Source organism: Bifidobacterium callitrichos DSM 23973 (assembly GCF_000741175.1).
GTDB classification, from domain to species: domain Bacteria; phylum Actinomycetota; class Actinomycetes; order Actinomycetales; family Bifidobacteriaceae; genus Bifidobacterium; species Bifidobacterium callitrichos.
Genome location: NZ_JGYS01000014.1, coordinates 1 through 26,303, shown reverse-complemented (window position 1 = coordinate 26,303; position 26,303 = coordinate 1). Strand labels below are relative to the sequence as shown.

Annotated in this window: 21 protein-coding genes, 1 tRNA gene and 1 pseudogene; 6 read left to right on the top strand and 17 right to left on the bottom strand. The window is 62.9% G+C overall.

Features of this window, described 5'->3' with window-relative positions; translation table 11 throughout:
- Nucleotides 1–16 precede the first annotated feature (16 nt).
- The 4 genes from BCAL_RS08090 to fbaA all read right to left on the bottom strand — a co-directional run bounded on the left by BCAL_RS08090 (nucleotide 17) and on the right by fbaA (nucleotide 3,889).
- The gene (locus BCAL_RS08090) at nucleotides 17–385 is read right to left on the bottom strand and encodes a fluoride efflux transporter FluC (protein WP_043166192.1); all 369 of its coding nucleotides are present in this window, start codon (nucleotides 383–385) and stop codon (nucleotides 17–19) included.
- Nucleotides 385–1,398 (bottom strand): fluoride efflux transporter FluC, encoded by a 1,014-nt coding sequence (locus BCAL_RS12320; protein ID WP_052119182.1) that lies wholly within the window; start codon nucleotides 1,396–1,398, stop codon nucleotides 385–387. Before BCAL_RS12320 ends, BCAL_RS08090 begins: the two co-directional genes overlap by 1 nt.
- A gap of 46 nt (nucleotides 1,399–1,444) precedes the next feature.
- Nucleotides 1,445–2,731: an adenylosuccinate synthase gene (locus tag BCAL_RS08080; RefSeq protein ID WP_043166193.1), complete on the bottom strand. Its 1,287-nt coding sequence runs from the start codon at nucleotides 2,729–2,731 to the stop codon at nucleotides 1,445–1,447.
- Nucleotides 2,732–2,818: 87 nt separating this feature from the next.
- Nucleotides 2,819–3,889, bottom strand: coding sequence for a class II fructose-bisphosphate aldolase (fbaA, locus tag BCAL_RS08075; RefSeq protein ID WP_263390626.1), 1,071 nt, complete (start codon nucleotides 3,887–3,889; stop codon nucleotides 2,819–2,821).
- 379 nt (nucleotides 3,890–4,268) lie between these two features.
- On the opposite strand from fbaA, the gene BCAL_RS08070 reads away from it, so the two are divergent.
- Nucleotides 4,269–5,600 carry a polysaccharide deacetylase family protein gene (locus BCAL_RS08070; RefSeq protein ID WP_238549672.1) on the top strand — a complete coding sequence of 444 codons (1,332 nt, stop codon included), beginning with the start codon at nucleotides 4,269–4,271 and terminating at the stop codon, nucleotides 5,598–5,600.
- 96 nt (nucleotides 5,601–5,696) lie between these two features.
- A tRNA-Gly gene (locus BCAL_RS08065) sits at nucleotides 5,697–5,770 on the top strand.
- Nucleotides 5,771–5,880: 110 nt separating this feature from the next.
- Here the strand turns inward: BCAL_RS08065 and htpX are convergent.
- The 11 genes from htpX to BCAL_RS08010 form a co-directional block, all read right to left on the bottom strand.
- A complete protein-coding gene (gene htpX, locus BCAL_RS08060; RefSeq protein WP_043166195.1) occupies nucleotides 5,881–6,849 on the bottom strand; it encodes a zinc metalloprotease HtpX in 969 nt (322 codons plus the stop codon).
- Nucleotides 6,850–7,021: 172 nt separating this feature from the next.
- A complete protein-coding gene (locus BCAL_RS08055) occupies nucleotides 7,022–8,500 on the bottom strand; it encodes an FAD-dependent oxidoreductase (protein WP_052119183.1) in 1,479 nt (492 codons plus the stop codon).
- A 277-nt stretch (nucleotides 8,501–8,777) separates the two neighbouring features.
- Nucleotides 8,778–10,928 carry a heavy metal translocating P-type ATPase gene (locus BCAL_RS08050; protein ID WP_052119184.1) on the bottom strand — a complete coding sequence of 717 codons (2,151 nt, stop codon included), beginning with the start codon at nucleotides 10,926–10,928 and terminating at the stop codon, nucleotides 8,778–8,780.
- Between the two features lie 1,036 nt (nucleotides 10,929–11,964).
- Nucleotides 11,965–13,092, bottom strand: coding sequence for an ABC transporter ATP-binding protein (locus BCAL_RS08045; protein WP_043166197.1), 1,128 nt, complete (start codon nucleotides 13,090–13,092; stop codon nucleotides 11,965–11,967).
- A gap of 370 nt (nucleotides 13,093–13,462) precedes the next feature.
- On the bottom strand, nucleotides 13,463–14,686 hold the full coding sequence (locus tag BCAL_RS08040) for a glycosyltransferase (RefSeq protein WP_043166295.1): 1,224 nt from the start codon (nucleotides 14,684–14,686) through the stop codon (nucleotides 13,463–13,465).
- A gap of 101 nt (nucleotides 14,687–14,787) precedes the next feature.
- Nucleotides 14,788–15,165: a hypothetical protein gene (locus BCAL_RS08035; RefSeq protein WP_152600364.1), complete on the bottom strand. Its 378-nt coding sequence runs from the start codon at nucleotides 15,163–15,165 to the stop codon at nucleotides 14,788–14,790.
- A 436-nt stretch (nucleotides 15,166–15,601) separates the two neighbouring features.
- The gene (locus tag BCAL_RS08030) at nucleotides 15,602–16,699 is read right to left on the bottom strand and encodes a hypothetical protein (RefSeq protein WP_043166202.1); all 1,098 of its coding nucleotides are present in this window, start codon (nucleotides 16,697–16,699) and stop codon (nucleotides 15,602–15,604) included.
- On the bottom strand, nucleotides 16,696–17,298 hold the full coding sequence (locus BCAL_RS08025) for an ABC transporter ATP-binding protein (RefSeq protein ID WP_043166205.1): 603 nt from the start codon (nucleotides 17,296–17,298) through the stop codon (nucleotides 16,696–16,698). Before BCAL_RS08025 ends, BCAL_RS08030 begins: the two co-directional genes overlap by 4 nt.
- Nucleotides 17,288–18,310 (bottom strand): peptidoglycan-binding domain-containing protein, encoded by a 1,023-nt coding sequence (locus BCAL_RS08020; protein WP_238549671.1) that lies wholly within the window; start codon nucleotides 18,308–18,310, stop codon nucleotides 17,288–17,290. Before BCAL_RS08020 ends, BCAL_RS08025 begins: the two co-directional genes overlap by 11 nt.
- Before the next feature lie 88 nt (nucleotides 18,311–18,398).
- Nucleotides 18,399–18,965 (bottom strand): hypothetical protein, encoded by a 567-nt coding sequence (locus tag BCAL_RS08015; RefSeq protein WP_238549670.1) that lies wholly within the window; start codon nucleotides 18,963–18,965, stop codon nucleotides 18,399–18,401.
- 167 nt (nucleotides 18,966–19,132) lie between these two features.
- Nucleotides 19,133–19,438, bottom strand: coding sequence for a hypothetical protein (locus tag BCAL_RS08010; RefSeq protein ID WP_043166209.1), 306 nt, complete (start codon nucleotides 19,436–19,438; stop codon nucleotides 19,133–19,135).
- A gap of 185 nt (nucleotides 19,439–19,623) precedes the next feature.
- Between BCAL_RS08010 and BCAL_RS08005 the strand changes: the two genes are divergently transcribed.
- The 4 genes from BCAL_RS08005 to BCAL_RS07995 all read left to right on the top strand — a co-directional run bounded on the left by BCAL_RS08005 (nucleotide 19,624) and on the right by BCAL_RS07995 (nucleotide 23,914).
- Nucleotides 19,624–20,280: a response regulator transcription factor gene (locus BCAL_RS08005; RefSeq protein ID WP_043166211.1), complete on the top strand. Its 657-nt coding sequence runs from the start codon at nucleotides 19,624–19,626 to the stop codon at nucleotides 20,278–20,280.
- Complete coding sequence (locus BCAL_RS12805) at nucleotides 20,277–21,581, top strand: sensor histidine kinase (RefSeq protein ID WP_081887379.1); 1,305 nt, start codon at nucleotides 20,277–20,279, stop codon at nucleotides 21,579–21,581. The genes BCAL_RS08005 and BCAL_RS12805 overlap by 4 nt, the downstream gene beginning before the upstream one ends.
- 177 nt (nucleotides 21,582–21,758) lie before the next feature.
- Nucleotides 21,759–22,541, top strand: coding sequence for a LytR/AlgR family response regulator transcription factor (locus BCAL_RS08000; protein ID WP_052119185.1), 783 nt, complete (start codon nucleotides 21,759–21,761; stop codon nucleotides 22,539–22,541).
- Nucleotides 22,542–22,570: 29 nt separating this feature from the next.
- The gene (locus BCAL_RS07995; protein WP_420796824.1) at nucleotides 22,571–23,914 is read left to right on the top strand and encodes a GHKL domain-containing protein; all 1,344 of its coding nucleotides are present in this window, start codon (nucleotides 22,571–22,573) and stop codon (nucleotides 23,912–23,914) included.
- A 96-nt stretch (nucleotides 23,915–24,010) separates the two neighbouring features.
- On the opposite strand, the gene BCAL_RS07990 is transcribed toward BCAL_RS07995, so the two are convergent.
- Together BCAL_RS07990 and BCAL_RS07985 are read right to left on the bottom strand one after the other, a co-directional pair.
- Nucleotides 24,011–24,571, bottom strand: a complete 561-nt coding sequence (locus BCAL_RS07990) for a GtrA family protein (protein WP_043166213.1) — start codon at nucleotides 24,569–24,571, stop codon at nucleotides 24,011–24,013.
- Nucleotides 24,564–26,303, bottom strand: a pseudogene (locus BCAL_RS07985) (glycoside hydrolase family 3 C-terminal domain-containing protein); the annotation flags it as partial. The gene BCAL_RS07990 and the pseudogene BCAL_RS07985, both read right to left, overlap by 8 nt.

Genomic DNA, 26,303 nt, shown 5'->3' with positions numbered 1-26,303 from the left:
GGGCAAGGGCTGGTGGCTAGAGGGAGACTATCCACCAGCCGGCGGCTACGCAGAGTAGGGGGATGATGATCGTGGCGGCGATGTAGGCGGCGCCGATCGCCCACTTGCGGGTGCGCAGCAGGAAGACCATTTCGTTGATGGCGGTGGAGAAGGTCGAGAATCCGCCGAGGAAACCGGTGACGAACAGCAGGTAGGTGCTGTGGTCGACGACACCGCCCTTCGCATAGGCGCCAGCGGCGATGCCGGCGCAGAACGTGGCGATCACGTTGATCACGAACGTGGACAACGGGAACGACCTGTTCCACCAACGCTGTATCGACGTGTTGACCACGAAACGGGTCATCGCGCCGAGTCCGCCGCATAGGCATACCAGAAGAAACGTCATCAGCGCCACTCCTCCGCGTCTCGGTACAGGAACGTGCGCTCGTTGCCGGCGGCAGCACCGTGGACACCGCTCTCGGGGTGCGATTCGCGTGTGCCTCCGGTGGCGGGATCACCCACCATCGGGATCTCGTCGGTGATCGGAGCGGGCTCGTATGACGGGATCGCCGTGGCATCCGGAATCGACTCCGGAACCCCGCCGGCCGCGCCCGCGCCCGTCTGCACGGTGCGTGCGGCGGGGACGGGCTGGCCGTAGTCACCCGCAGGCGGAGTGGAGGAGCGCACGTCGATGAACACGGACGACGTGTCATCCACGACGTGCACGACCGGATCGTCGGCGATGCGATCTCCCAGCCCGAAGAAGCGCTTCGACTTCGGCGCCTTGTGACCGGCGCGCGCATTGATCGCACCGGCCGCGATGCGCGCCGACCGACGCGAGGCGACGCTTGTGGCGAGCCATGCGCCGGCCGCGGCGACGAGCATGCCGACCGCGAAGCTGACGAACATGTAGAACAGGAATCCGCCGATCTGACTGCCGTGGATCGACGTCAGCTCCTCGATGACCATCGCGGACAGGGTGGAGAATCCGCCGCACATGCCCATGCCGATGCCGCGCGAGGTGAGCTGGCGCACACGCTTGCGGATCCACGACGCCTGCGACATGTACGCCGTCAGCGCGGCGAACATGAAGCAGGCCGCCATATTGGCGATGAACGTGGCCGTATGGAACGCGCTGAAGAACCCGGTTTCCGCCGCCGGAGCCGGCAATGCCAGCGACAGGCCGTACCGCATCGCCGTGCCGATCGCGCCGCCCAGGAACACGACCAGATAGATCATGCCGTCGGCGAGTGGATTGAACTGCGCCTGCACGCGTTTGACCGGCGCGAGCGGAATCTGCGGAGGTCGCTCGGCCGCGGCCGCCCCTTTGGGATGCGGTGCGGCCACCGCGTACGAGCGCGCGTGCGCGGCGGTCATCTCCTGCGTGGAGGGATCCGGTTCGGCGAAATATTCGGGCATGTGACTCACGTCCAGTCGGCGATCGGCCGCGGCCTGCGCAGTCGAATCAGTCGATCAGCGAGTGGATGGAGATGATGTGATCGCGCTGCGGACCGGTGCCGATCGCGGAGATACGGCAGTTGGACAGCTCCTCGAGGCGCTTGACGTACGCCTGGCAGGTGGCCGGCAGCTCGTCGAAGCTGTGGCAGTTGGAGATGTCCTCGGTCCAGCCCGGCATCGTCTCGTAGATCGGCTTGGCGGCGGCGAACGCGGCCTGATCAGTCGGCATGTCGTCGTGACGCTCGCCGTTGACGTCGTATGCGACGCAGATCGGGATCTCCTTCAGACCGGTGAGCACGTCCAGCTTGGTCAGGACCAGATCGGTCAGGCCGTTGACCTGGCTGGCGTAGCGGTTGACGACCGCATCGAACCAGCCGCAGCGACGCGGACGGCCGGTGGTCACGCCGAACTCGTGGCCCTGCTGACGCAGCCACTCGCCGGACTCGTCGAACAGCTCGGTCGGGAACGGGCCCTCGCCCACGCGGGTGACGTACGCCTTGGAGACGCCGACCACGCGATTGATCTTGGTCGGGCCGACGCCGGTACCGGTGCATGCGCCGCCGGCGGTCGGGTTGGAGGAGGTGACGAACGGGTAGGTGCCGTGATCGACGTCCAGCATCGTGGCCTGCGCGCCTTCGAACAGTACGGTCTTGCCCTCGTCGAGCGCCTTGTTGAGGATCAGGCCGGTGTTGGCGACGTACGGCTTGAGACGCTCGCCGAGCTTCAGGAGCTCGTCGGTGGTCTGGTCGACGTCGATCGCGCGGCGGTTGTACAGCTTGACGAGGATCTGGTTCTTCTGGTGCAGGCTCGCCTCGACCTTGTCGTGCAGGTGCTCGGCGTTGAACAGGTCGTGCACGCGGATGCCGACGCGGTTGATCTTGTCCGCGTAGGCCGGGCCGATGCCGCGACCGGTGGTGCCGATCTTGTGCTTGCCGAGGAAGCGCTCGGTGACCTTGTCGAGCGTGCGATGATACGGCGCGATGATGTGCGCGGCCTCGCTCACCTTGAGGTGGGAGCAGTCGATGCCGCGGGCCTCGAGGCCGTCGATCTCCTGGAACAGGACCTCAGGATCGACGACGACGCCGTTGCCGATCACCGGGGTGAGGTTCGGGTTGATGATGCCGGAGGGCAGCAGATGCAGCGCGTAGGACTCATCGCCCACAACCACGCTGTGGCCGGCGTTGTTGCCGCCGTTGAAACGCGCGACATAGTCGACCTTCGTGCCGATCAGATCGGTTGCCTTACCCTTACCTTCGTCTCCCCACTGGGCACCGATCAACACAATTCCAGGCATAACGCACCTCCGCATACGCTCGATTCCGCCGCGAAACAGCCTACCGTACGCCCTCTACCCGCCCCCGACGCAGTCTCACTTGAGACGCTACTTGAGGGCGCGGCCGGCGGAGCCGAGCTCCTGGCATGCCTCGACGACGCGCTGCGCCATCGATGACTCGGCCTTCTTGCCCCACGAGCGCGGGTCGTAGAACTTCTTCTTGCCGACCTCGCCATCGACCTTCAGGACCGCATCGTAGTGTTCGAACATGTGACCGGCGATCGCGCGCGTGAACGCGTACTGGGTGTCCGTGTCGACGTTCATCTTCACGACGCCGTACGAGACCGCGGCGGCGATCTCCTCGGGCGTCGAGCCGGAGCCGCCGTGGAAGACGAGCTCGAACGGCTTGCCGGCCGGGAAGTCGACGGCACCCGCGGCGGACGCCACGCGACCGTCGAGCACCGCCTGCGCGACCTCGTTCTGGATCTCGCCGAGCAGCGCCGGACGCAGCTTGACCATGCCCGGCTTGTACGAGCCGTGCACGTTGCCGAACGTGAACGCGGCCATGTAGCGACCACGCTCGCCCAATCCCAGACGCTGTGCGACCTTCACGCCGTCCTCCGGCGTCGAGTACAGCTTGTCATCGATCGCGGCGGACTGACCGTCCTCCTCGCCACCGACCGCGCCGATCTCGATCTCCAGCACGGTGTGCGCGGCCTGCGACTTGTCGAGCAGCTCCTCGGCGATGTCGAGGTTGCGCTCCAGCGGCACCGTCGAGCCATCCCACATGTGCGACTGGAAGGTCGGCTCCTTGCCGTGCGCGACCTCGTCGGCCTCGTACGCAAGCAGCGGGCGGACCCATTCGTCGAGGTACTGCTCGGCGCAGTGGTCGGTGTGCAGCGCGACGGTGATGTTCGGGTACTGCTTGGCCACCTCGTGCGCGAACGCCGCGAACGCAAGGGATCCGGTGACGCGGTTCTTGACCGCCTGTCCGGAGAAGTATGCGGAACCGCCGACCGACACCTGGATGATGCCGTCCGATTCGGCCTCGGCGAAGCCCTGAAGAGCGGCGTTCAGGGTCTGCGTGCTCGTCACGTTGATCGCGGGGTAGGCATAGCCGCCGCGACGGGCGGCATCCAGCATCTCTGCATAGCGTTCTGGCGTTGCGATAGTCATGATTACATTATCCCGCGTCGCGGTGACGCGGCTTCACGCGTCGCTCACAAATCATATGTGCGTTGCCTCACAGACACTTTACACAGTGAGGGGTCGCAATGCACAGTGCGACGCCTGCCACGCCGTCCGTCGATCACATAGTGATCACCGACGCGTTCATTAGATGACGATCGCCATGCATCGACAGCCGTCCGCCGTATTACTAGTGAAATCCTAGTGAACGCTCACACCCGCATTACCCCTCGATTTCGGCTTCATACCACCGTTTTGCGCGCTTGAACAACCTTACGAATCTACGCAAAAGCATTACTTTCGGATTACCTGCGCACACCAATCAACCATAGAATGAGCGACGGTAATAAGCACGGTTAAGGAGAGTGTCATGCACGATTCGCACGATCCCAACGCATGGAATGGGCCGACCCGCAACACGCGGGATTCCCGTGGCGCGCAGATCCCCGAAGGCGTCCCCTCCGACGGGGACGCCGGCACTCCCGGAACCCCCGGCGCCCCGGAGGAGCTGTCCTTCGGCACCGCGGTCCGTATGCGCCGTCGCATGCCGTTGTGGATGCGCACCATGTTCGTCATCCTCGCACTCGGACTGATCGCGGGGCTCGCCGCCGGATTCTCCTGGATGTGGGACGACCACTGGCGTCCGATCAACGTGACCGTCAACAATCAGGTCGTCCGCACGCGCGTCGACACGACGCTCGACATACTGCTCAAGAAGAACGATGATTTCGGCGCCAAACGCGGCCGCCTGCTCGCCATCGACGGCTCGGTGCTTGACGAGCACGGCGGCAAGGCGGTCGTGCCGGCCATCGGAGGCCAGGCCATCCCCGAATCGGACTGGTCGAAGATGGTCGTGCCGGATCACGCGGACGTAACCGTCGACTCGGGCGCGGACGTGACCGAAGCGCATACCGTCATCAAACGCGCCGAACCGTACGGCGCAGACGTCGATCTCAGGGGCGGCGCGATCCAGATGCGGCTGCGCCACGGCAAGGACGGCGTCGCCGAAACGTGGGTCGGCAAGAAGTCCGGCAAGAAGGTCGACAAGGGCGTGACGAAGAAGCCCGAGGACATGATCGTGCGCTCGTACAGTCCGCGCCCGGAAGGCAAGAAGGTGATCGCCCTGACGTTCGACGACGGACCGAGCAAGTACAGCGCGCCGATGCTCGACATCCTCAAGTCGAAGGGCGTCAAGGCGACGTTCTTCGATCTCGGGCAGCAGTCGAAGGAATTCGCCTCGGCCGAGAAGCGCATGGTCGCCGAAGGGCATGAGGTGGCGAGCCACAGCTACGATCACCCGAACATGCCGAAGCTGAATCGCGATGCGCTGCGTGACAACATCACGAAGGGATTCGAGGCGACGAAGGAGGCCTCGGGCGTCGACACGAAGGTGCTGCGCTCCCCCTACGGCGCGTTCGGCGTGCAGCAGTGGAAGGACGCGGGCGATCTGATCGACATGAACGTGCTGTGGGATATCGACACGCTCGACTGGAAGCGTCCGGGCGCGGACGCGATCCACGACAACATCATGCAGCATGCGCATAACGGCGCGATCGTGCTCATGCACGACGGCGGCGGCGATCGCACGCAGGACATCGAGGCGCTGCCGCGCATCATCGATGATCTGCGCGCACAGGGCTATGAGTTCGTGACGGTCAAGCAGCTCATCGAGATGAGCCCTAAGCTCGAGCTGAAGAACTGACCTGAGAACTGAGGGCGTCCCGCTTAATGAGACGGCCGGCACCACGGCTCACCGCCGTGGTACACTAGTGGCTCGCGTCCAAAAGACGCACCCTTCGCGAATGTAGTTCATCGGTAGAACGACAGCTTCCCAAGCTGTAGAGGCGGGTTCGACTCCCGTCATTCGCTCCAGTCAAGACCGTTGGAATTCCAACGGTCTTCGTCATTGTTGAGGCGTTTTAATAGCTTCCGTGGACACACGGTAGACAACGCAGTTGACAGTTGACGCTGTAATTAGTCACCTAGTAGCGCACCTGAGGCGCGGCTCCCATGCCGCCTCCCATGCCGCCGTAGACCTGTCCGGCCTGCGCGGCGCGCATCTCCTGCGCCATCTGCATGAGGCGATCGATGCGATCCTCGGTGGGCGGGTGCGTGGAGAACAGCTTGGAGAAACCGGCAGCGGAGAACGGGTTCGCGATCATCATCGCGGACACCGACTGCGTGCCGGCGGTCTTGCGCATCGGCGTGGTCTGCGCACCGTAGGAGATCTTGTTGAGCGCGGAGGCGAGTGCCTCGGGATCGCCGGTCAGCACGCTGCCGTCCTCGTCGGCATCGTATTCGCGCGTGCGGGAGATCGCCATCTGGATGAGCGATGCCGCGACCGGCGCGAGGATCATGCTCAGCAGAACGCCGATCAGCCCGAGTCCGCCGGAGGAGTTCTCGCGCTCGTCGCGCGAGGTGCCGCCGCCGAAGTACATGAGGGAGTAGCCAAGATACGTGATGACGGTGGCCATCGCCGAGGCGATCGCGGAGGTACGGATGTCGTGGTTGTACACGTGCATGAGCTCGTGGCCGAGCACGCCGCGGATCTCGCGCTCGTTGAGGATGCGCAGGATGCCTTGCGTGCAGCAGACCGCCGCATGGCGCTCGTTGCGCCCGGTGGCGAATGCGTTCGGGCTCATCGTCGGCGCGATGTAGATGCGCGGCATCGGCTTTCCAGCCCTGGCCGACAGCTCCCGAACGATCTTGTACAGGGTGGGGGCCTCCGCCTCGCTGACCTCGCGTGCGCCCATCGAGGCGATGGCGAGCTTGTCGGAGAACCAATAGGAGCCGAATGTGGTGACCAGTCCGATGACGATATAGATGCCGAGGGTGCCTCGTGAGCCGCCGGTGGCCCACCAGATGAGCATGATGACGCCCCACATCAACCCGAACAGGAGGGTCGTCTTCAGGCCATTGAAATGGCCGTGCACTCGCAATTTGCCGTCCATAAGGCACACACTAAATTCACGAGCTGAGTTTTAGCTGGACGTACGCCAGACGTGAACGACCAAACTACGCCACACTGACGGGGAACAAAACGTCCGATCCTACAGGATCCACCGCACCAAGCAGCCACAGGGGCACATCATCGGCGGATCCTATAGGATCAGAGCGAGCGAATCAGGCGAGGGCGAGCTCGCGCATCTGGTCGGGTTCGACGACCTTCTTGTGCTCGCGACCCTCCTTGGCGCCCTCGGCGCGTTCGAAGGCGTCGACCTTCTTCCAGCCGGCGAAGTCGATCGGCCTGATACCGCGCTCGGCGAGCAGTCGATCGATCGACTCGGGGTCGCGATCGGCGGCCACGCGACCACCCTCAGCGGCCTTGGCGAGGTCCTCGAGCATGTTCGTGACGATCGCGAGCGCATCGGACTTGGTCGAGCCGATCAGGCCGACCGGACCGCGCTTGGCCCAACCGGTGGCGTACAGGCGCTCGCGCACCTCTCCCCCGTCAGCCGACGTGGTGATGCGGCCGTCGCCGTTCGCGTTGGCGAGGTGCGCGCCGTGCTCGTCGTAGGCGATGCCGGGCGCTTCGGCCGGCTTGTAGCCGATCGCGTGGTACACGGCCTCGACCGGGTAGTCGGTGAACTCGCCGGTGCGGTGCATCTTGCCGTCGGCGCCGGTTTCGGTGCGTTCGACGCGGATCGCCTTGACCTTGCCGTCAGACCCAAGGATCTCGGTGGGGGCGGAGTTGAAGTGGACGTAGTACTTGCGGTCGGCCGGGTTGCCTTCGAAGTCGACGTCGCCGTCGTCCTCCATGTCCTCGGCCATCTCGCGGATGGCGAACAGCTCCTCGACCATCTGGCGGGTGAGCTTGTCCTGGCCGGCGACCTCGATGGTCTCGTCGTCCAGTTCGAAGTCGTCCTCGTTGATGATGAGCTGCACGCCGGGCAGCTTCTCCATCTCGCGCAGCTCCTGCACGCTGAACTTGGCCTGGGCCACGCCACGGCGGATGAACAGGTGCAGCACCTTGGCCTTGTTGTTCTGAATGCCTTCGTAGACGTTGTCCGGAATGTCGGTCTTGGCCTTCAGGTCGTCGGCGTTGCGCATGAGCTCACGCGCGACGTCCATCGCGACGTTGCCGCCGCCGATCACGGCGACGTTCTCGGCCGTCAGCGGCCATTCGCGCGCGCCCGTGGGGTAGCCGTCATACCATTCGACGAACTTGGCCGCGCCGTACACGCCGTCGAGGTCGGCGCCGGGGATCGTGAGCGGCTTGTCCTTGACCGCGCCGGTGGCGAAGAGCACGGCGTCATAGCGCGCGAGCAGGTCGTCGAGCGTCACGTCCTTGCCGAATTCGACGTCGCAGTACAGGTGGATGTCCGGGTTGTCGAGGGTCTTCTCGAGTGCGGACGCGATGAACTTGATGGACGGGTGATCGGGGGCGACGCCGTAGCGGACCAAGCCGAACGGCACCGGCAGCTTCTCGAACAGGTCGATGCGGGCCTCGGTGCCGAGGCCGAGTTCCGTGCCGAGCTTCTTGAGCTGGCGAAGGAAGATGTCGGAGGAGTAGACGCCGGCGGGGCCGGCGCCGATCACGGCGATGCGCAGTTCGTTCGCAGTGTTCGCGGTGTTTTCAGCAGTATTCGAAGATTCAGTCACGCCTTACAGGGTATCGCAGGCCGGCGAATCGCGGAAGAGCCGTCTTCCTCACATTTCTTAGGCACATTTTGCATTTCTTAGGCAGGTCATTCAACGAATCGATCGGATGGCACCTTGGAAAATGGTCACTTTAAGCCGACACTTGACCGCCAGCACAACGGCCACCTGCTTAAGAAATGCAAAATGTGCCTAAGAAATGAGCCGCGGACGCCATCCAGACCCGCCATCCGGGCGAGATGCGATCGATGGAGGCCGGTGGCGGCTCGCTGTCGGCTCCTCACTCACGGTCGAGGACGGCGGTCAGGGCCCAGAGAATGCTCACCACGTCGATGCCCTCCTGCAGGAAGGCGCCGACGACGACCGGGATCAGGTCGAACGCGGCCGCGACCATACCAACGACGGCGAGCGCGAGACCGAGGATCACGGCCTGAAGCATCACGCGCCTGGTGCGCCGGGCGATGGCGATCGCACGCGGCACGGCGGCGATGTCGTCGTTCATGATGACGACCTGTGCGCTTTCCGACGCGGCGGTGGACGTGCCGTCGGTCATCGCGACGCCGATGCCGGCCGCCGCGAGCACGGGCGCGTCGTTCACGCCGTCGCCGACCATCATCGTGACCGGCGAGTGGGCGTCACGCACCGCGGCGACCTTGTCCTCGGGGAACAGTTCGGCGTGCACCTCGTCGATGCCGACCTCGCGGGCGATGATCTCGGCGGAGGTGCGCTTGTCGCCGGTGAGCATCGTCAGCTTCTCGACCCCCAGCGCATGTAGGCCGGAAAGCGTCTCACGCGCGTTGGCGCGCGGCACGTCTCGCAGCACGATGCGTCCGATGAGATACCCGTCGACAGACACGTACGAGGCCATCTCGTCCGCCGCGAGCGCGCCGAAGCGGGTGCGCCGCAGGCCGGCTTGGGCATCGGCCGAGGCGTCGGACTGGCCAGCCGCGGCGGCGAGTGCTGACGGCTGCTGCATCCCCGAGCCAAAGCCCGAACCAAGGCCCGGACCCAGACCGGACCCAGACCCGGTGGACAGGAAGCCGTCGTCGCCGGCGGCTGCGAAGGAGAGTCGTCCGACGCGCACAGCGTGGCCGTTGACCTCGGCGACGATGCCCTTGCCTGCGATCTCCTCGACGTGTTTGACGACCGGATAATCGCGGCCATGCCCCGCCCAGCTCGCCTCAGGTTCCGGGCAGGCGCGCTGTCCGGCGGCGTAACGGGCGTGGAGGCGTTCGATCGCGTCGCGTCCGGCCGCGGCGATGCCCTTGGCGAGCACGTGCACCGAGTAGCTTTCGACCACGCCGGCGAACATCAGGACGTGGTCCTCGTCCAGTCGCGGGCGAGGGCTCGTTACAAGTTCGACGCGCACGACCTGCGGCTGCTTGACGGTCAGCGTGCCGGTTTTGTCGAAGAAGATCTGCGTGACGCGCCCCAGCGATTCGAGCACATCCTGCGTTTTGATGAGGATTCCGGCGGCGGCGAGTCGCCCTGTTCCCGCGATGTACGCGATCGGCGCGGCGATGAGCAGCGGGCAGGGGGTGGCGAGCACGAGCACCTGTGCGAATCGCGTCGGGCTGCCGGATACCGCCCATGCCACGCCCGCGATCAGCAGCGAGAGCACGGTGAACGGCACGGCGAGTCGGTCGGCGGCGCGTACGACCGCGGGGCGTGATTCCTGAGCCTCGGAGACGAGCGCCATGATCCGCTGGTACTGTGAGTCGGCGGCGAGTTCGGTGGCGCGCATCGCGAGCGTGGTCGCGCCGTTCACCGCGCCGGACATGACGCGCGCGCCGGCGTACACCTCGCGTGGCACCGGTTCGCCGTTGATCGCACTCAGGTCGAGCGTGGCGGAACCGGAGAGCAGCTCGCCGTCGACCGGCACGGTCTCCCCCGGCAGCACGATGATCACGTCGCCGGGTTTCACCTGATCGACCGGCACGGTCTGGAACCAGGAGTCGCCGGTTCCCTCGCCGACGCCGGGCATGTTCGAGACGTGCGCGGTGCGCGGTGCGGCCTGAAGCAGTGCGTTCAGGTTGCCTTCGGCCTTCGATTGCGCGTATTCCTCGATCGCCTCGCCGGAGGTGATCATCAGGACGACGGCCCAGCTGGCCCAGTATTCGCCAACCGCAAGGGTGGAGAGCAATGCCATCACGGCGAGCAGATCGACGCCGACCTGTCCGTGGCGGATGTCGTCGATCATGCCGCGCACGGTATCGACGACCGTGTAGGCGACGAGCGCGACGACGATCCACTGGCCGATCGACGGATCGGGCGGGAACGGCATCGCACTGGAGGAGGCCACGCCGTCGCCGCTGCCCATACTCATACTCATGCGGGTTGCGAGGGCGCTCACCCAGGGCGCCGAACCCCACGGCTTCGCGTCCCACAGCAATGCGATCGGGATCGCGGAGAGGATCACGACCGGCAGCATCGGCACACGTCGGCACAGGCGTATGACGGCAGCGAACAGACTACCGATGCGGTCAGAAACGGGTACGGGCGTGGCGGAATCGTCGGAACCGGGGTGACCGGGCCTATCGGGGCGATTCCGATGGGAGGTATTGACGGTTGACTTGGGGCCTGTTGCGTTGCCGCCGGTTACGTTGCCATGTGGTGCGTTTGTTGCGTTGCCATTGCTATTGCCGTTGAGTCGGCTCATCGGTTTTCCTTACGCTGGTCAGGGCCGCACGGCTTCGTTGCTGGCAATCCCCCGGTATCGGATCGGATGGTTCGCAAACGTGCCGCACGACTATGCGGTCACGCCTTGTTAACCCATCGACGCATGCAACACGTCGGCTCCCGTACCACAGAAGCCAAGTGCATGATGCGCACGATACACGGCGTAAAAATTCGTTATTCAGTTTTCATTGGCACTGTAACAACTCACGGTGACATGCGCCCCTCCATGGTGACATGCGCACCCTCCACGAAGCTCCGATGCCCTTCCATCGCGCGGTCTGTGCACGCATGACGCGGTGACTTTCCCATGACGCGGTGAGCCGTTTTCCTAAAACCGCATGATTCCGCCGTTTTGCGTCACCGCGTCATGGGGATTTCACCGCTTCATGGGAAAGACACCGCGCGATGGTACCGGAAACTACACCATGGGAAACCGCGTCAAGGGCACCCACGGGAGACAGGGGGCACCCCTTGGGAGACAGGGACACCCCACAGGAAACATGGGACACCCCACAGGAAACATGGGCGCCACATCGCGCCACACCGCAGCGCAACGCGACATAACACCAACATCGCGCCCAAAAAAGAAGCCCCGCAACATAGCGGGGCTTCTTCAACGAGACGGAATAGAGAGGAAGAGAGACGTCTCGTTTAATGGTTGACCGAACCAACAGCTGTTCGGCCAAGTCTGTAATCGGCAATCGCGAACCCGGCGGACACCGCCGGCCGGTCGCGCGGACCGAACCGGCGGCAGCCGACTACCGGAAGCGATTGGCGTGGAGCCGGTCTCAGTTGAGGCGCAGCTCGGTGGACGGGGCGAACAGGTGCATCTTGGCCGGATCGATCTTGATCTTGACGGTCTCGCCAACCTTCGGCAGCGCACGCGGGTTCACACGAACCGTGGTGAGCTTGTTCTGGTCGGACATGACCTGAGCCTCCTCGGCGGCGGAGCCGTCGGTGATGATGTTGCCGTAGATGTAGCCGTCGGAGCCGAGGTCCTCAACGTTCACGACCTTCAGGGAGAAGGCGTTCGGGTCATCGGCCGGAGCCAGGGAAGCGTCCTCCGGACGGAAGCCGACGACGATCTTGCCGCCGTCCTCCGGGGTGAGCTTGTTGACGGCGTCGGCCGGCAGGTCCACGGTGTCCTCACCGATCTGGGCCTTGCCGTTGACGACCGGGTGCACGTTGATGTTCATCGACGGGGAGCCGATGAAGCCGGCGACGAAGACGTTGGCCGGGCGATCGTACAGCTCGGTCGGGGCGCCGACCTGCTGCAGGATGCCGAGCTTGATGACGGCGATGCGGTCGCCCATCGTCAGGGCCTCGGTCTGGTCGTGGGTGACGTACAGGGTGGTGACGCCCAGCTGACGCTGCAGAGCGGCGATCTGGGTACGGGTCTGGACACGGAGCTTCGCATCGAGGTTGGAGAGCGGCTCATCCATGAGGAAGACCTTCGGCTTACGCACGATGGCGCGGCCCATGGCGACACGCTGACGCTGACCACCGGACAGAGCCTTCGGCTTGCGGTCGAGGTACTCGGTCAGGTCGAGGATCTTGGCGGCCTCTTCGACACGCTTGCGGATCTCCTCCTTCGGAGTGCCGGCGATCTTCAGGGCGAAGCCCATGTTGTCGGCAACGGTCATGTGCGGGTACAGCGCGTAGTTCTGGAACACCATTGCGATGTCGCGGTCCTTCGGCTGCATGGTGGTGACGTCCTTATCACCGATCAGGATGCGGCCCTTGTTGACCTCCTCGAGGCCGGCCAGCATGCGCAGGGTGGTGGACTTACCACAGCCGGAGGGGCCGACCAGAACGAGGAACTCGCCGTCCTTGATGTCGAGGTTGAGATCATCCACGGAGGGCTTGTCGTTGCCCGGGTAGATACGAGTGACGTGGTCGAAGATAACTTCTGCCATTGTTCATCCTTTCAGAGGCAGGTACGTGCCTCACGATCCGTTGTAAAGGGATTACTGGTTGCTTTACTTTCTGTGCTTTGATCCGTTCGTCACCTTCCGCCGCATCACTGCAACATCCGGTAAACCGCAAACCTCGGCGTTTACTTATTGCGGACCCTCCGGACTCCTCCGTCGAGCCTGCGCTTCACTATACACGGTTTATCGACCGAATCAAGGAAAGCGCTTTCGCAAGCGTTTTGCGCAAACGCAACGGCGTGTCGCACACAGAAAATCGGCTACTCGACGTGACGCGAATCACACATCACGCCGAACGCCGACCGACGCCAATCCGAGCCAACCTGACCGAGCCAACCCAGCCGAGCCGAGCCGTTCAATCCCGCTGACGCTCCTCGACCGCATTCTGCATCGCGTCGACCCACTGGATGCGCATCTGACGCCAGTCCTCGCGCATGTCGCGGAACAGGTCGGACAGCGACGGCCTCTCATCCGATCCATCCGACTTGTCCTTCCCCGTCGACTCGATCGCCCCCGCGCCGGAGGCGACGGAGCCGCCGGAGGCGCCCGGCCGAACCGGCACGGCACCCACCGGCATCGCCGCGCCCTCGACCAGCCCGTTCACCCCGTTGGCGACGGCCAGCTTCAGAATGCCGAGCAGTTCGAGCAGCGCGTCCGGAATCGTCTCGCTGTCATCCTTCTCGACGTCGCTGCGCAGTCCGTCGATACGCCGGCGCAGGGCGTCCGCGTCCTCGGGGTCGATCTTGAGTCCGGCGATCAGCGACTGACGCATCGTCTCGTAGTCGAGGTTCGCGAAGAAGTTGAGCTGCTGGAGCTTCATGAACCCCTTGAGCTCGGGGAATCGCTCGTCGATGTACTCCTCGCGATCGTCGGCGGCCTTCATCCAGTCGCGCATGAGCTTGGGATCGGCGGTGGCGGTGATCGACCCGCCGCGCATGCGGTAGTGGTAGAGCACCTCGGGGATGCGCACGACGCGCGTCGCGGCGCCGATCACGTTGCAGATGCGCGAGAGATCCTCGATCTTGCGGCCTACGGGGAACGAGAATCCCGTGCCCTGATAGGTCGACGCGGGCGCGAGGAACGCCCAGAAATAGCCGTCGATCTCCGCCTTGACCTGCATCTTGATCGCCTCGACCGGCGTAAGCACCTGCACCTGGTCGAAATCGTTGTGACGGTAGTCGGACAGCAGCGTCTTGCCGGACTCGGAGATCGTGTCGAACTTGAACATCACGAGGTCGGCGTCATACTTGCGCATCGCGTCGAGACAGTCCTCGACGAGGTTCGGCGCGATGGCGTCGTCGGAGTCGGCGAAGTAGATGTAGTCGCCGGTGGCATGCGCGATGCCGGCGTTGCGCGCGTCGGACAGGCCGCCGTTGGGCTTGTGGATGACGCGTACGCGCGAGTCGCGTTCGGCCCACGCGTCGCACATCGCAGGGCATTCGTCGGGCGATCCGTCGTCGACGAGCAGGATCTCCAGATTGCGGTAGGTCTGCGCCGTCACGCTCTCGACGCATGCGTCGAGGAACCGCGCAACCTTGTAGATCGGGATGATGATGCTGACCAACGGCTCAAGTTCCATGCGCACCAGAGTAACGCCCCGAAACGAACAAACGGTGAAGCTCCACCCCCGAAACCCGGACGGCTGTGGGACGACTGGGACGACTGGGACGACTGGGACGACTACACCGCGGCCGGCCCCGGCACCCGCTCATAAATCAGCACGATCTCATTGTCGTGGATCACGGTGTCACGGGTCTCGCCGTCCGATGGTTGCGGACCCTGCGAGGCCGTGATGTCGATAACGCCCGGCACGGAGATGTTCATGCCGTCGAGCGGGTGAACGACAATCGACCCGTGGCTCGTTTCGATCATCCCGCTCATCAGCCCGCCCGCGCACAGCAGCGCGATGATCGCACGGACCAGACCGCCGTTCCTGCGATTGCGCACATAGATCGAGATGGCGAGCAGCGCGAACAGCGCCGTGACGACGGGGGCCGCCGGTATCCAACGCGGGTCGACCCACGCAGCGGGTGCGATCGCCGGGTATGCCACCCCCACGATCGCGCACAGGAACGCTATGGTTGCGTACCGGTTGCGGCGGCGCTCGGTTCGGTCCTGTTTCCCGGATTGCGATTGAGATTCGCCACTCGACCGCTTGGACTGCGTCTGCTGATCCGAGGTGGATCGCCGATCACACTCCCCCGAACTGCGGCATTTTGCACAAAAACGCCATTTTGAACTGCGGCATTTTGCACAAAAACGCCGATTCGAACTGCGGCATTTTGCACATACGGCGCCCTAAGCACTGCTCTTATAAGGGAAATCGCCACACCATCACCATCTGCAAGGAGAACAAGGATGCTACGGCGTAAAATCACTGACGAACTGCGGGCATGGAAGCGGGCATGGAAGCAAGCGGGCACATTTCAACGAGCACCTTGCGCCCCTGATTACATTAAACGGCAATCCCGGAAGTGAAGATCATCGAACTATCTCAACGTTCTTTGAAGTAGGTGAAGAGATGTCGTTCTTTGATGCTGAGGGTGGTGATGGCGGTGGCGAGCAGGTAGGCGGTGATGGTGGTGATGGTGGTTTGGATGGCGTTGAGGGTGACGGCGGTTCGATCGGTGGTGTCGATGAGGAGTCTGGCGGTGGTCATGTCGATTGGCAGGATGATGGCGGTGGCGAGCAGGATGGTGATGCCGGTTTCGATGATGATCTGCGTGACGAGCGCGGGTTTAGGAACGCCGCAGTGCAGTGCGGAGGCGATTTCGAGTCGACGGCCGCGTATGAGCAGGTATCCGATGGCGAGGGCGATGAGCCCGCCGAAGGCGGGCAGGATGCGTGTGGAGCGTTGCCGGTAGAGGGTTTGTCCGTCGAAGCCGTCGCCCTTGGTGGTGTTGAGCTGGCCGAGGGTGGGCGCGTCGTTGCCGGTGGTTTTCGCGTTCGGGGTGAGGGTTGACCATAGGGCGTTGCGGGTCTGGTCGGTTTGCGGCCAGGTCTTGGCCCAGCAGGCGTCGAACGTGCCAGTGGCGGGTGTTTCCTCCATGAGCGCGTACGCGTATCCGGGAGTGCGACCGTCGTCGGGGTATTGGTAGACGCCCTTGACGCGCGCGGTGCGCCCGTCGGCGAGGCCGATCGTGCCGCCGGTGGAAGTGCCGAGCGTTTCGGCGACTTGTTGGGATGCGATCAGCCCGGTCGTGTTCGTGCCCTGTTTCGTGTCGAGGAGTTTGGCCAGTCCCGGGGTGATCTGGTAGAGGGGCGTGGTGGTGTCGGGAAGAGCGGCGAGAGTGAGCGGATCGGTTTCTCGGATCGCGCCGGCAGCCTGGACGCCCGTGAGGCTGGCAAGGCGTTCGCAGGATGCCGCGTCGATGCCGTCGGGCGCGTTGAGCACGAGGATGTTGGCACCGGATTGACGGTATGCGCTTGCCTGGTCGAGGATGGCCGAGCCGGCGGCGATGTCCATGACGCCCATGCCGGCGGCGGTCAGGGCTAGGGCGAGGACAGCCGGGGCGAGGCGGGCGGCGCCGCTGGTGATGGAGCGCCATGCCTCGGAGATGACGGAGGTTGCTTGCATCGTGGTGTGGTTCATTGGTAGTTCTTCAGGTCGATGATGTCGGTACACGCGTCGCGCGTGTTCGGGTCGTGTGTGGAGACCACGACGATCGTGTCGTTGCGAGCGATATGGGAGAGGGATTCGCTGACCGTGGACGCGGTGTGCATGTCGAGCTGGGCGGTGGGTTCGTCCACGAGCATGAGCGATGGTTGGGCCGCGAATGCACGGGCGAGCATGAGTCGCTGGGCCTCGCCGCCAGACAGTTCCGCGAACCTGCGGTCGGCGACCCGGGTCAGGTTGAACCGGTCCATGAGCGTGCGTGCCTGTTCCTCGGCCTCGTGGCGAGAGAGTCCCTTGGCAAGCAGGGGCAGACTGACGTGGTCGATCGCGGTGCGTTGGGCCACGCCGTGCGGGTTCTGGAAGATCCAGCGCATCGAGTCGATGCCGTGGCAGGTCACCCGGCCTTCGGCGGGCGTGGTCCAGCCGGCGATGATGCCGAGCAGCGTGGATTTGCCCGCGCCGCTCGGCCCGGTCAGCGCGTATACATGCCCGGGCATGAGGCTTGCGGTCAGGCCGTGGAACAGGAGCGGGCCGTCGGCGTACCGGTGGCCGACGCGGTCGAGGTCAACGCGCATCGCACGCCGCCTGTCCCGGATCGGCCTTGATGCGCGCGGGCGCCTTGCCGTCGATCGTGACCAGCGTGCGCCCCAACGAGCTGCCGGCCACATGCGCCTTGACGCTTGCGCCGTCGGTCGAGACCACGCATCCCTCGCTGCCCTTGAGCCCGGTGAGGGCGGACGCGGGCACCGAGTACACGCCGATCGGCTTCTTGAGCTTGTAGGTCACGGTCACGCTCGTGGTGTCCTCGTCGTCCTTGCGAGCGCCCGTGTACGTGGACCATCCTGCCATCGCCTGCAATGCGGCCGTATCCGACACGATGCCGTCGTCGCCGATGGGATAGTCCCTGCCGTTGATCTCGACTACGCGATCGCCCTGGATGCGGCCATCCGGCAGGGACGCGGCCTTGACCGACGCGACCCCAGCCATGCTGCGGAACGCTGGTGAATCCGTCGAATCCCCGGTCACGGTCGAACCCAGCGACGCCGTGCACGACACGCTCATCGCCTGCGCGGGCAGCCACACCGCCAACGCGCGGGAGAACGCGCCCTGCTGGACCACAGCCGCCGCCGCGGCCGTGCCGGCGTTCGCCGCATACAGGCGCCGCCACGCGGCCCATGTGGCCCGGTCGAACACGCCCGACCGGGAACCGCCATAGCCGAGCGCGGTCAACTCGTTCTGCAGCGCCTTCACGTCGTCGCCCTTGTCCCCGTACGCCAGATCACGATACAGGGGAGTGTCGGTATGCAGGCTCACCAAGGGGACGCCGTCCACGTCGTACTCGTGCGAACCCGAACGCACCACGCCGTCCGCGGGGCATGACGCGAACGTGACCCTGCCCGACACCGGGAACGTGACCCCGCTGGCCGGCGACGTCGTCACGTCCACGTTCAGGGAACGCGCGTCATCGAACTCCTCCGATCCCAACGCGAGACTCCCCGCATCCGTGGAAGCCGACAGGGACGGTGGCGTCACCATCCGCTCCACCCCCACGGCCAAGCCCATGCCCGCCGCCAGACACGCAGCCATACACGCCGCCACGAATCCCACACCGTCCACCCGCCGACGCTTGCGGCCATCCTTCGTCTTCGATCGAAACACGAACGCCACTCCCCTCTTACTTGCTCGGGTTCGCCAGGCACTGTGAGAACGCGTCCGACGACGTGTCCAGCTTCGACGACCCCTCGGGCTTGTCCATCTCGGTCAGGTAATCCTGCTTCGTGAACGAATCAGGCACCAGCTTGCGTCGTTTCAGGCAACCCACGACCAGTTCGATCTCGTCCGCGTTCGACGGGTTCTGCGCCATTCGCTCGTACAGATCGCGGATCTGCAGGTTCGTGCCCTTTGCGCACGCCATGCTGTCCTCGTTCGCCTTGGCCGAATCGTAGTTGTCGTCTGTGTTCATGTGCTCCTGCATCAACCCGGTGGACTGGTCCGTGTCGAACTCCACGTCATAACCCTTGGCGGCCATGCATTCCTGGTACTTCTCGTTCGCCTCGCGGTAATCCGACTCGCTGATCCTGCCGGCCTTGACCGCGCGCTCCAACACACCGCGCTCGAAATCGTTCGACGCCGACTGCAACGCCTGCTTCAATTCCGCCTCATACGACGCCGATGTCGAAGACGACGAAGACGAGGAGGAGGAACCACCGTTCGACGCGCCGGCATTCCCGGAACCAGACATCGAACACGCCCCCAAACCCAACACCACCGACAACACACCGGCAGCCGCAACCACGCGCAACGTATCTTTTGACATATGCGTCCCTTTCAAAACTCTGATGCATAAAAAGAAAGTGCTGGCGTCCCATACGAATAGCTATCGAATGGAATGCCAGCACAGTATGAAAGTTACTTCAGCATTCCGCGGGCGTACCAAGAGGATCCAGCGGTGGAGGACGCATAAGCGTATCCGTGCTTCCAGCCGTTGTAGTAGACGACTTTCTTGCCATTCACGATACGTCCGACTTCAGCTCGTGCGTATCCGTTGTTCCCTGCTGTGTTGTATGCGTTAGCCCAAGTGAGATTCTTTGCTGCATTGATGTATGAGCCGTTGCCGACCACTGCCATCGCCGGCGCCGTGATACCGGCAAATCCGGTCAAGGCAAGTGCTGCGCCAAGTACACCGGACATGACTCTTTTCTTCATGTTCATCATGTTGTTTCCTTTCTCTTGCAAAAGAGGATGCCACGGGGAAGTCCGTCCAGCCGGAGTCAAAGCTACGACGTGTATGGCTGGCGAGATGAGTTTTGACCCGCTACTGACTGAACCTGACCGATTTCTGACCAAGTTGGGTGCGAATGCTATGGTGTGCGCATTGTTTCGCGAAAGGAGCTGGCCGAATGAAGGTTCTAATTGTCGAAGACAACGCCAATCTCGCTGATGTGGTACGGATGGGACTCTCCATGGAAGAGATTGAGGCAAAAGCTGTTTACGATGGTCGGGATGCTCTGGAGGAGCTGAATCCCGGGGAGTGGGACATGCTGATACTTGATCGCGATCTTCCTGGAATACATGGTGACGAAATCGCTAAGAGGTTAAGCGAACGGCGTGATCCCATACACATTCTCATGTTAACCGCAGCGTCTCAAACCGAAGACATAGTCAACGGGCTTGATCTTGGTGCAGATGACTATTTGACGAAACCATTTGAATACGCCGAACTGCTGGCCAGAGTTAATGCGGTGCGGCGACGTTTGGGCATGGTGAATGACATGGTCTACAACCGGGGTGACTTTTCTGCGAACTTCAGAACCGGATCCATCACTGTTCGCGGCGCAGAACTAAAGTTTGGAAAACGAGAACTTGCCGTATTGAGGACGCTGATTGAGGCGCGAGGTGCGGTGATTAGCGCAGAACGCCTATATCGTGAGATTTGGCAGGATGATCATGCTCATACGAGAGGAATCGTCAAGACCACAATCTATTCGATTCGCACAAAAATCGGAATTACTGATTTCATTGAGACCGTTCCCGGGCAAGGATATCGCATATCATGAAAAAGCTGGAATACCCTTCGTTGAATGAGAACCATTCCAGCCATCCGAAACCGCATTTACCGTTCCAGTGGTCTACAAGAAGAAGATTGGTCACCACGATCGTCATCGCATTCTTCATGCTTACTGGAGTGGTGACTGCCATGACGTATTATGTCGTGAACCGGCAACTGGAAACGGTGACCGTAAATAAATCTTTTACCCAGGCAGAAGAGGCCGATGAACAACATAGTTTGAATTCGCAAGCCATTCCTCCCGAAGCCGACAAGGATTACGTTTCCGCTGGATATGACTCCAGTAAAGACGCTTTAACGCTAACTATGGAACAAGGAGACAAAATAACCAGGGATCTGATATTAGCGATAAGCATAGCCCCCATCATTGCCTTTGGACTATTATCTGGAGGAATAACTTGGATTATTACCACTAAGACACAACGAAGAATCAATAGCGTGGCCTCTCAGATTACCGCCTCTGACGCTGGATTGGAAAGACAACCTATCGTTATTTCATATGAAAATGATGAGGCGTACACTATTGCTTCAGCATACAATCTTATGTTAGAGGATCTCAACAATGCGATCGCACGAGAGAAGGAGTTTATTGCGAATGCTTCACATGAGTTGAAGAATCCACTTGCAGCCACTTATACAGCATTGGAAATTCCATTGCACAATCATCTTTTTGATAAGCAATGCCAACCTTTTGTAGAAAAAGCTTTAGAATCGAATCGTTCTGGAGCTGAAATCGTCAATCACCTACTAGAACTGTCGAAAATACAGCAACTAGATCTTACCGATCTAAGCCGCATTGATATTTCCGAAATAATTCGTATAGTTCTTCACGAAAATGAAGAACTCATAACAGAGGACATACAGATTCTCGTTGATCTTGAAAATGTTCATATCCTTGCCGACAGGCTTCTGATCAAACAGATGGTCACAAATTTAATATCAAATTCCATACAGCACAATCAGCCCATTCATCCGCAAATATGGGTAAAAGTATGTTGCAATGGTACATACGAAGGTAAGACTTACGCAATGTTGCAAATATCCAATACCGGAATCGATCTTTCCAATACAAATATGGACGAATTACTGTCCCCTTTTAATAGAGGAAATGGCAATAGAATAAACATACATACAGAGCCTACCACTAAACATCATGGATTAGGATTATCTATAGTGAAAGAAATTGTGATGATGCATCATGGACATTTGGTTATGCATCCCCGACGTGGAGGTGGATTAGAAGTCACTGTATTTTTACCTGTATCACCAATGGAATCATATGTCCAATAACCCCGATCAAAAAAATGATCACGAAAACCTCAGCAAGGCATGCTGATACTTTTCCGGGAAAGTATCAGCATGCTATTTCAACATGGCGATCATTTCATCACGTTAAGGTAACGAAGATGAAGATCAACCGATACAATCGAAGCGTAGGGATGCGAGGGATGCGCGAGGGAGGTTCGCATGCGCGAGATTCGTGTCGGGGTGGTCGAGGACGACGCCACCGCATGCCAGCAGGTGCTGGACTATCTCAATCGCTATCAGGCGGAAAGCCAGGACGGCGGGCAGCCCGGTCAGAACGTGGACGGCGTGCGATTCACCGTGTCCGTGTTCGACGACGGCGAGAGAATCGTCGAACAGTACCGGCCGGTGTATGACATCCTGCTGCTCGACATCGAGATGAAGCGCATGGACGGCATGGAGGCGGCGCGGCGCATCCGCGAGCGCGACGATTCGGTCGTGATCGTGTTCATCACCGCGGCACCGCAGTACGCGATCAACGGCTATCAGGTGGGAGCGCTGTCGTATCTGCTGAAGCCGGTGCCGTGGTTCGCGTTCAAGCAGGAGATGAAGCGGTCGATCGACATGGTGCGTCGGCGTGCGGATGAGGCGATGCTCATCGAGGCGGGCGGGCGCCAGCAGCGTCTGGAGCTGGCGGACGTGCTCTATGTGGAGTCGATCCGGCACACGATCATCATCCACACGCTGAACGGGAAGCTGTCGGTGACGGGCACGCTCAAGTCGTTCGAGGAGCGGCTGGAGGCGCGTGACTTCTTCCGCTCGAACTCGTGCTATCTGGTGAATCTGCGGCATGTGCGCGGCATGGAGGATCAGGACTGCGTGATGTCGAACGGCGAGCGCCTGCGCGTGAGTCGCCCGCGTAAGAAGGCGTTCATGACCGCGCTGGCCGAGTACATGGGCGGTACCGGTGCAACCGGCAGGACCGGCGGCACCGGCGGCATGTGACGGACAGCCTAATGGACACGATGAACACGATGAACACGATCACGAACGCCCTGCCGGACATCCCGCGCCTGTATACGGCGGCGTGCGAATGGCTGGCGTGCGTCATGTACCTCGCGGTGATCCACCACCGCGTGTCGATGCGCCGCACGGTCGCAGTCGCGTCGATCGGTCTGCCGGCGATGATCGCGATCCAGTATTTTGACGGCATGATGCCGATCTGGTTCTGGATCATCGGCATGCTGCTCGCGTTCGGCGGCATGTTCGCGATCGTGCTGCTGGGGGCCGGAACCGGCAAGCGCGAGGGCCTGTACATCGGGGCCCGCGCGTTCGTGCTCGCGGAGCTGGTGGCGTCGCTGCACTGGCAGTTGGCGACGTTCCTGCGTGCGGCCACGGGAGTCGACGATCTGCCGCAATGGGTGTCGATCTCGGTCTCCCTCGTGACACTGATCGTCGTGTATGCGGTGTGCTTCGGCGTCGCGTGGCTCGTGGAACGCGGCAATTTCAGCCGTGACGAGCAGACTACCGTGACCCCGCAGCTGGCGGTGGGCACGGTGGCGATCACGCTGGTCACGTTTGCGATGAGCAATCTGAGTTTCGTCTCGACGAACACGCCGTTCTCCGGGCGCATCGGTCAGGAGGTGTTCTACATCCGCACGCTGGTCGATTTCTGCGGTTTCGCGATCCTGTACGCGCAGCAGGAGCAGGCGCGCCGGCTCGCGGCGAACATGGAGCTCGCCTCGATCAACGCGCAGCTGGAGAGCCAGCATCAGGAGTATCTGGCGTCGAAGGAGAATCTCGAGTCGATCGGACGACTCGCTCATGATCTCAAGCATCAGATCGCCGCGTTGCGTGCGGAGGTCGATCCGCAGCATGCGGCGGCCGGATTCGAGCAGCTGGAGCGATCCGTGGCGGAGTACAGCGCACAGCAGCACACCGGCAATCCGGTGCTCGACGTGATCCTGACGACGAAGACGCGCACGTGCGACGAACGCGGCATCACGTTCACCGCCGTGGCGGACGGGTCGCTGCTCGCGAAATCGAACATGTCGTCGATGGACATCGCCACGCTGTTCGGCAATGCGCTGGACAACGCGATCGAGGCGACGTCACGGCTCGCGGACCCTCAGCAGCGGCTGATCCGCCTCGCCCTGTACCGGCAGGGCGCGTTCACGGTGATCCGCGTCGAGAACTACTTCGACGATTCGACGCCGCTGAGCCGAGATGCGGCGGGCAACCTGCGCACCACGAAACAGGACAAGTCGCGGCACGGGTTCGGCGTGAAGTCGATCCGACACATCGCCGCGCAGTACGGCGGCGAGGTGTCGATCCACGCCGAGGACCACTGGTTCACCTTGACCGTCCTCATTCCGTGAACAGTAGTCGGCCCCCTCTGACGAGGGGGCTGTCAGCGCCAAGCTGACTGGGGGAGAGATCCCCCGTGAGCCAGAAAACGGGTCACCCGACTGACCCTACTTGGTCTTGGGCATGATCCAGAACTTGAGGATCGGATAGCTGACGACCACGGCGAGCAGCGTGTTGACCACGGAGGCGATCGTGCCTGCGATGCCGGCGTTCATGCCCAATCCCTGGCACAGCGCGGTCACGTAACCGGGCAGCACGAGGTTGACGACGACGATCACCACGGCGAGGATCGCGTACTTCCATGCGGCGTCGCGGAAGCTGGAATCGGACTTGAATACCCACTTCATCTGCACGAAGAAGTTGACGACCTGCGCCAGCACCTCGGCGGTGAGGAACGTGAGGAATCCGCCCAGGCCGTTGCCGCTTTCCGGATAGTTGAAGATCAGGAAGTGGAATGGCGCGGTAAGTCCCAGCGCGCCGACAAACACCGCGGTGCCGATCCACGTGACCACGAATCGGGCGATCGTGGAGATGTTCGACAGCACGTTGAACAGGATGAACTCCCAGATGGTCGGATGGGTGGCGATCCAGCGGCGGACCGGGCCCATCGCGGCGAGCTCGGCGGGCGTGGGGGCCTGCGTGGGCGTGGGGTTCGTCGTATCACTCATGGTTCAGCTCCTTTGCGGTGCGCTTGTTGGCGGATTGGTTGCGGAAGTAGGCGGAGATCAGCGATCCCAAGCCACGGAACGTACGCCCGTTGCCGATTTTCACGATCGCGTCGACCATCGCGGAATCGACCATGCCTTGCGTCATCTTGCTCATCGCGCGCGGCGGCATGTTGAGGATGAACAGCGTGTTGAGATCGGGCGCGCCCGTCTTCTCACGCACCGTGCGTTCGCGCTTCGCGAGCGTGTTGGCGATGGTGCGCGCGACGAATCCACGCGACGACGCCCACGAGGAGATCGGATCGTTGACGCCGAGTACCGCAGGCTTGCCGGGGGCGATGACCTCATGTCCGAACAGCGCGGTCATTTCGGCGTCGGTCACGTGCTTGACGTCGCCGTTGAGGTAGTGGCCGAGCGCGGGGTCTGTGGCGGACTGGAACGCGGCCGCCTCGGGGGTGATGATCGGCATGCCGAACAGCGTGCCGTCGGCGTGCGCCTCGGCGTCGCCGTTCTTGGGAAGGGCGATCGTATAGGTCGCAGTCAGCGGCAGATGCGCGGCGTCCGGGCCGATGGCGATCGTCCAATCGCCCGCCTCGACGCGCCACTCCCCTGCGCCGGACGTGCCGGACGTGCCGGCAGCGGCGGCGAAATGACGGAACGTGTAGCGGTCGAAGGCGATGCGCACGGTCCTCGTCTCGTGCGGCGCGAGCGCGACCTTCGCGAACCCCTTGAGCTCGCGCACGGGACGCAGCACGCCGGACGCAGCTGTCCGTCCGGACACCGCCGATCGCGACGGGCCGCTCACGTACAGCTGGATGACGGTCGAACCGGCCACGTCGGAGTCGTTGGTCACGGTGACGTCGACGCCGGAGCCGTCGGCGGCGAGCGCGATCGCGTCGTACGTGAACGTGGAGTAGGACAGGCCGTAGCCGAACGGGAAGCGGACGGGCACGCCCGCGGTCTCGTAGTAGCGGTAGCCGACGAACGGGCCTTCGCGGTAGATCGCGTCGCGACCGACGGCCGGATACCAGCCGGCGGACGGGCAGTCGTCGTAGCGCAGGGCCCACGTTTCGGCGAGATGGCCGGACGGGTTGACCTCTCCGGCGAGCGCGCGCACTGTGGCGGACGCGCCCGCCTGGCCGGACAGGCCGACGTACAGGATCGCGGCGACGCTGTCGTGCCACGGCAGTTCGACCGGCGAGCCGGCGACGAGCACGACGACGACCGGCTTGCCGGTGGCGGTCAGGGCGGTGACCAGGTCGTTCTGCACCTGCGGGATCGCCATCGTGGAGCGGTCGAGGCCTTCGGATTCGCTGCGTTCGTCGAGGCCGACGACGGCGAGCGCGACGTCGACGTCCTCGCGGGAGGCGAGCGCGACGGCCTCGTCGATCAGGGTCTGGTTCGCGGTGCCCTGACGGCCGTAGCCTGCCGCGTAGCCGGCGACGGTGATGGACGGCGAGTCGGTGCCGGCGGCGGATTCCCGCGCCTTGAACGCGTCGAGGATGTTCTCCTCACGCGTGGCGTTCACCTTCGACGAGCCGGAGCCTTGGAATCGCGGGGTTGTGGCCATGTCGCCGATCACGGCGAGACACGTGCCGGCGGCGAGCGGAAGCATGGCGTCGGCGTTCTTGAGCAGGACCATCGAGCCTTCGGCGACGCGGCGGGCGACGTCGTGGTGCGCGGCGGCGATGTCGCCTGAGCAGGTCGGTCGCGGCCGACGCCTTCGAGACGTGTG

Excerpts from the sequence above, each read along its gene's own strand:
- BCAL_RS08040 (WP_043166295.1), bottom strand. The coding sequence starts at position 14,686 with ATGGAACTTGAGCCGTTGGTCAGCATCATCATCCCGATCTACAAGGTT.
- BCAL_RS08005 (WP_043166211.1), top strand. The coding sequence starts at position 19,624 with ATGAAGGTTCTAATTGTCGAAGACAACGCCAATCTCGCTGATGTGGTA.
- BCAL_RS08020 (WP_238549671.1), bottom strand. The coding sequence starts at position 18,310 with ATGGCTGCGTGTCTGGCGGCGGGCATGGGCTTGGCCGTGGGGGTGGAG.
- BCAL_RS08050 (WP_052119184.1), bottom strand. The coding sequence starts at position 10,928 with ATGCTGCCGGTCGTGATCCTCTCCGCGATCCCGATCGCATTGCTGTGG.
- BCAL_RS08070 (WP_238549672.1), top strand. The coding sequence starts at position 4,269 with ATGCACGATTCGCACGATCCCAACGCATGGAATGGGCCGACCCGCAAC.
- BCAL_RS08025 (WP_043166205.1), bottom strand. The coding sequence starts at position 17,298 with ATGCGCGTTGACCTCGACCGCGTCGGCCACCGGTACGCCGACGGCCCG.
- BCAL_RS08030 (WP_043166202.1), bottom strand. The coding sequence starts at position 16,699 with ATGAACCACACCACGATGCAAGCAACCTCCGTCATCTCCGAGGCATGG.
- BCAL_RS08000 (WP_052119185.1), top strand. The coding sequence starts at position 21,759 with ATGCGCGAGATTCGTGTCGGGGTGGTCGAGGACGACGCCACCGCATGC.
- BCAL_RS12805 (WP_081887379.1), top strand. The coding sequence starts at position 20,277 with ATGAAAAAGCTGGAATACCCTTCGTTGAATGAGAACCATTCCAGCCAT.
- BCAL_RS07995 (WP_420796824.1), top strand. The coding sequence starts at position 22,571 with ATGAACACGATCACGAACGCCCTGCCGGACATCCCGCGCCTGTATACG.
- BCAL_RS08080 (WP_043166193.1), bottom strand. The coding sequence starts at position 2,731 with ATGCCTGGAATTGTGTTGATCGGTGCCCAGTGGGGAGACGAAGGTAAG.
- BCAL_RS08010 (WP_043166209.1), bottom strand. The coding sequence starts at position 19,438 with ATGATGAACATGAAGAAAAGAGTCATGTCCGGTGTACTTGGCGCAGCA.
- BCAL_RS07990 (WP_043166213.1), bottom strand. The coding sequence starts at position 24,571 with ATGAGTGATACGACGAACCCCACGCCCACGCAGGCCCCCACGCCCGCC.
- BCAL_RS08015 (WP_238549670.1), bottom strand. The coding sequence starts at position 18,965 with ATGTCTGGTTCCGGGAATGCCGGCGCGTCGAACGGTGGTTCCTCCTCC.
- BCAL_RS12320 (WP_052119182.1), bottom strand. The coding sequence starts at position 1,398 with ATGCCCGAATATTTCGCCGAACCGGATCCCTCCACGCAGGAGATGACC.
- BCAL_RS08090 (WP_043166192.1), bottom strand. The coding sequence starts at position 385 with ATGACGTTTCTTCTGGTATGCCTATGCGGCGGACTCGGCGCGATGACC.
- htpX (WP_043166195.1), bottom strand. The coding sequence starts at position 6,849 with ATGGACGGCAAATTGCGAGTGCACGGCCATTTCAATGGCCTGAAGACG.
- BCAL_RS08045 (WP_043166197.1), bottom strand. The coding sequence starts at position 13,092 with ATGGCAGAAGTTATCTTCGACCACGTCACTCGTATCTACCCGGGCAAC.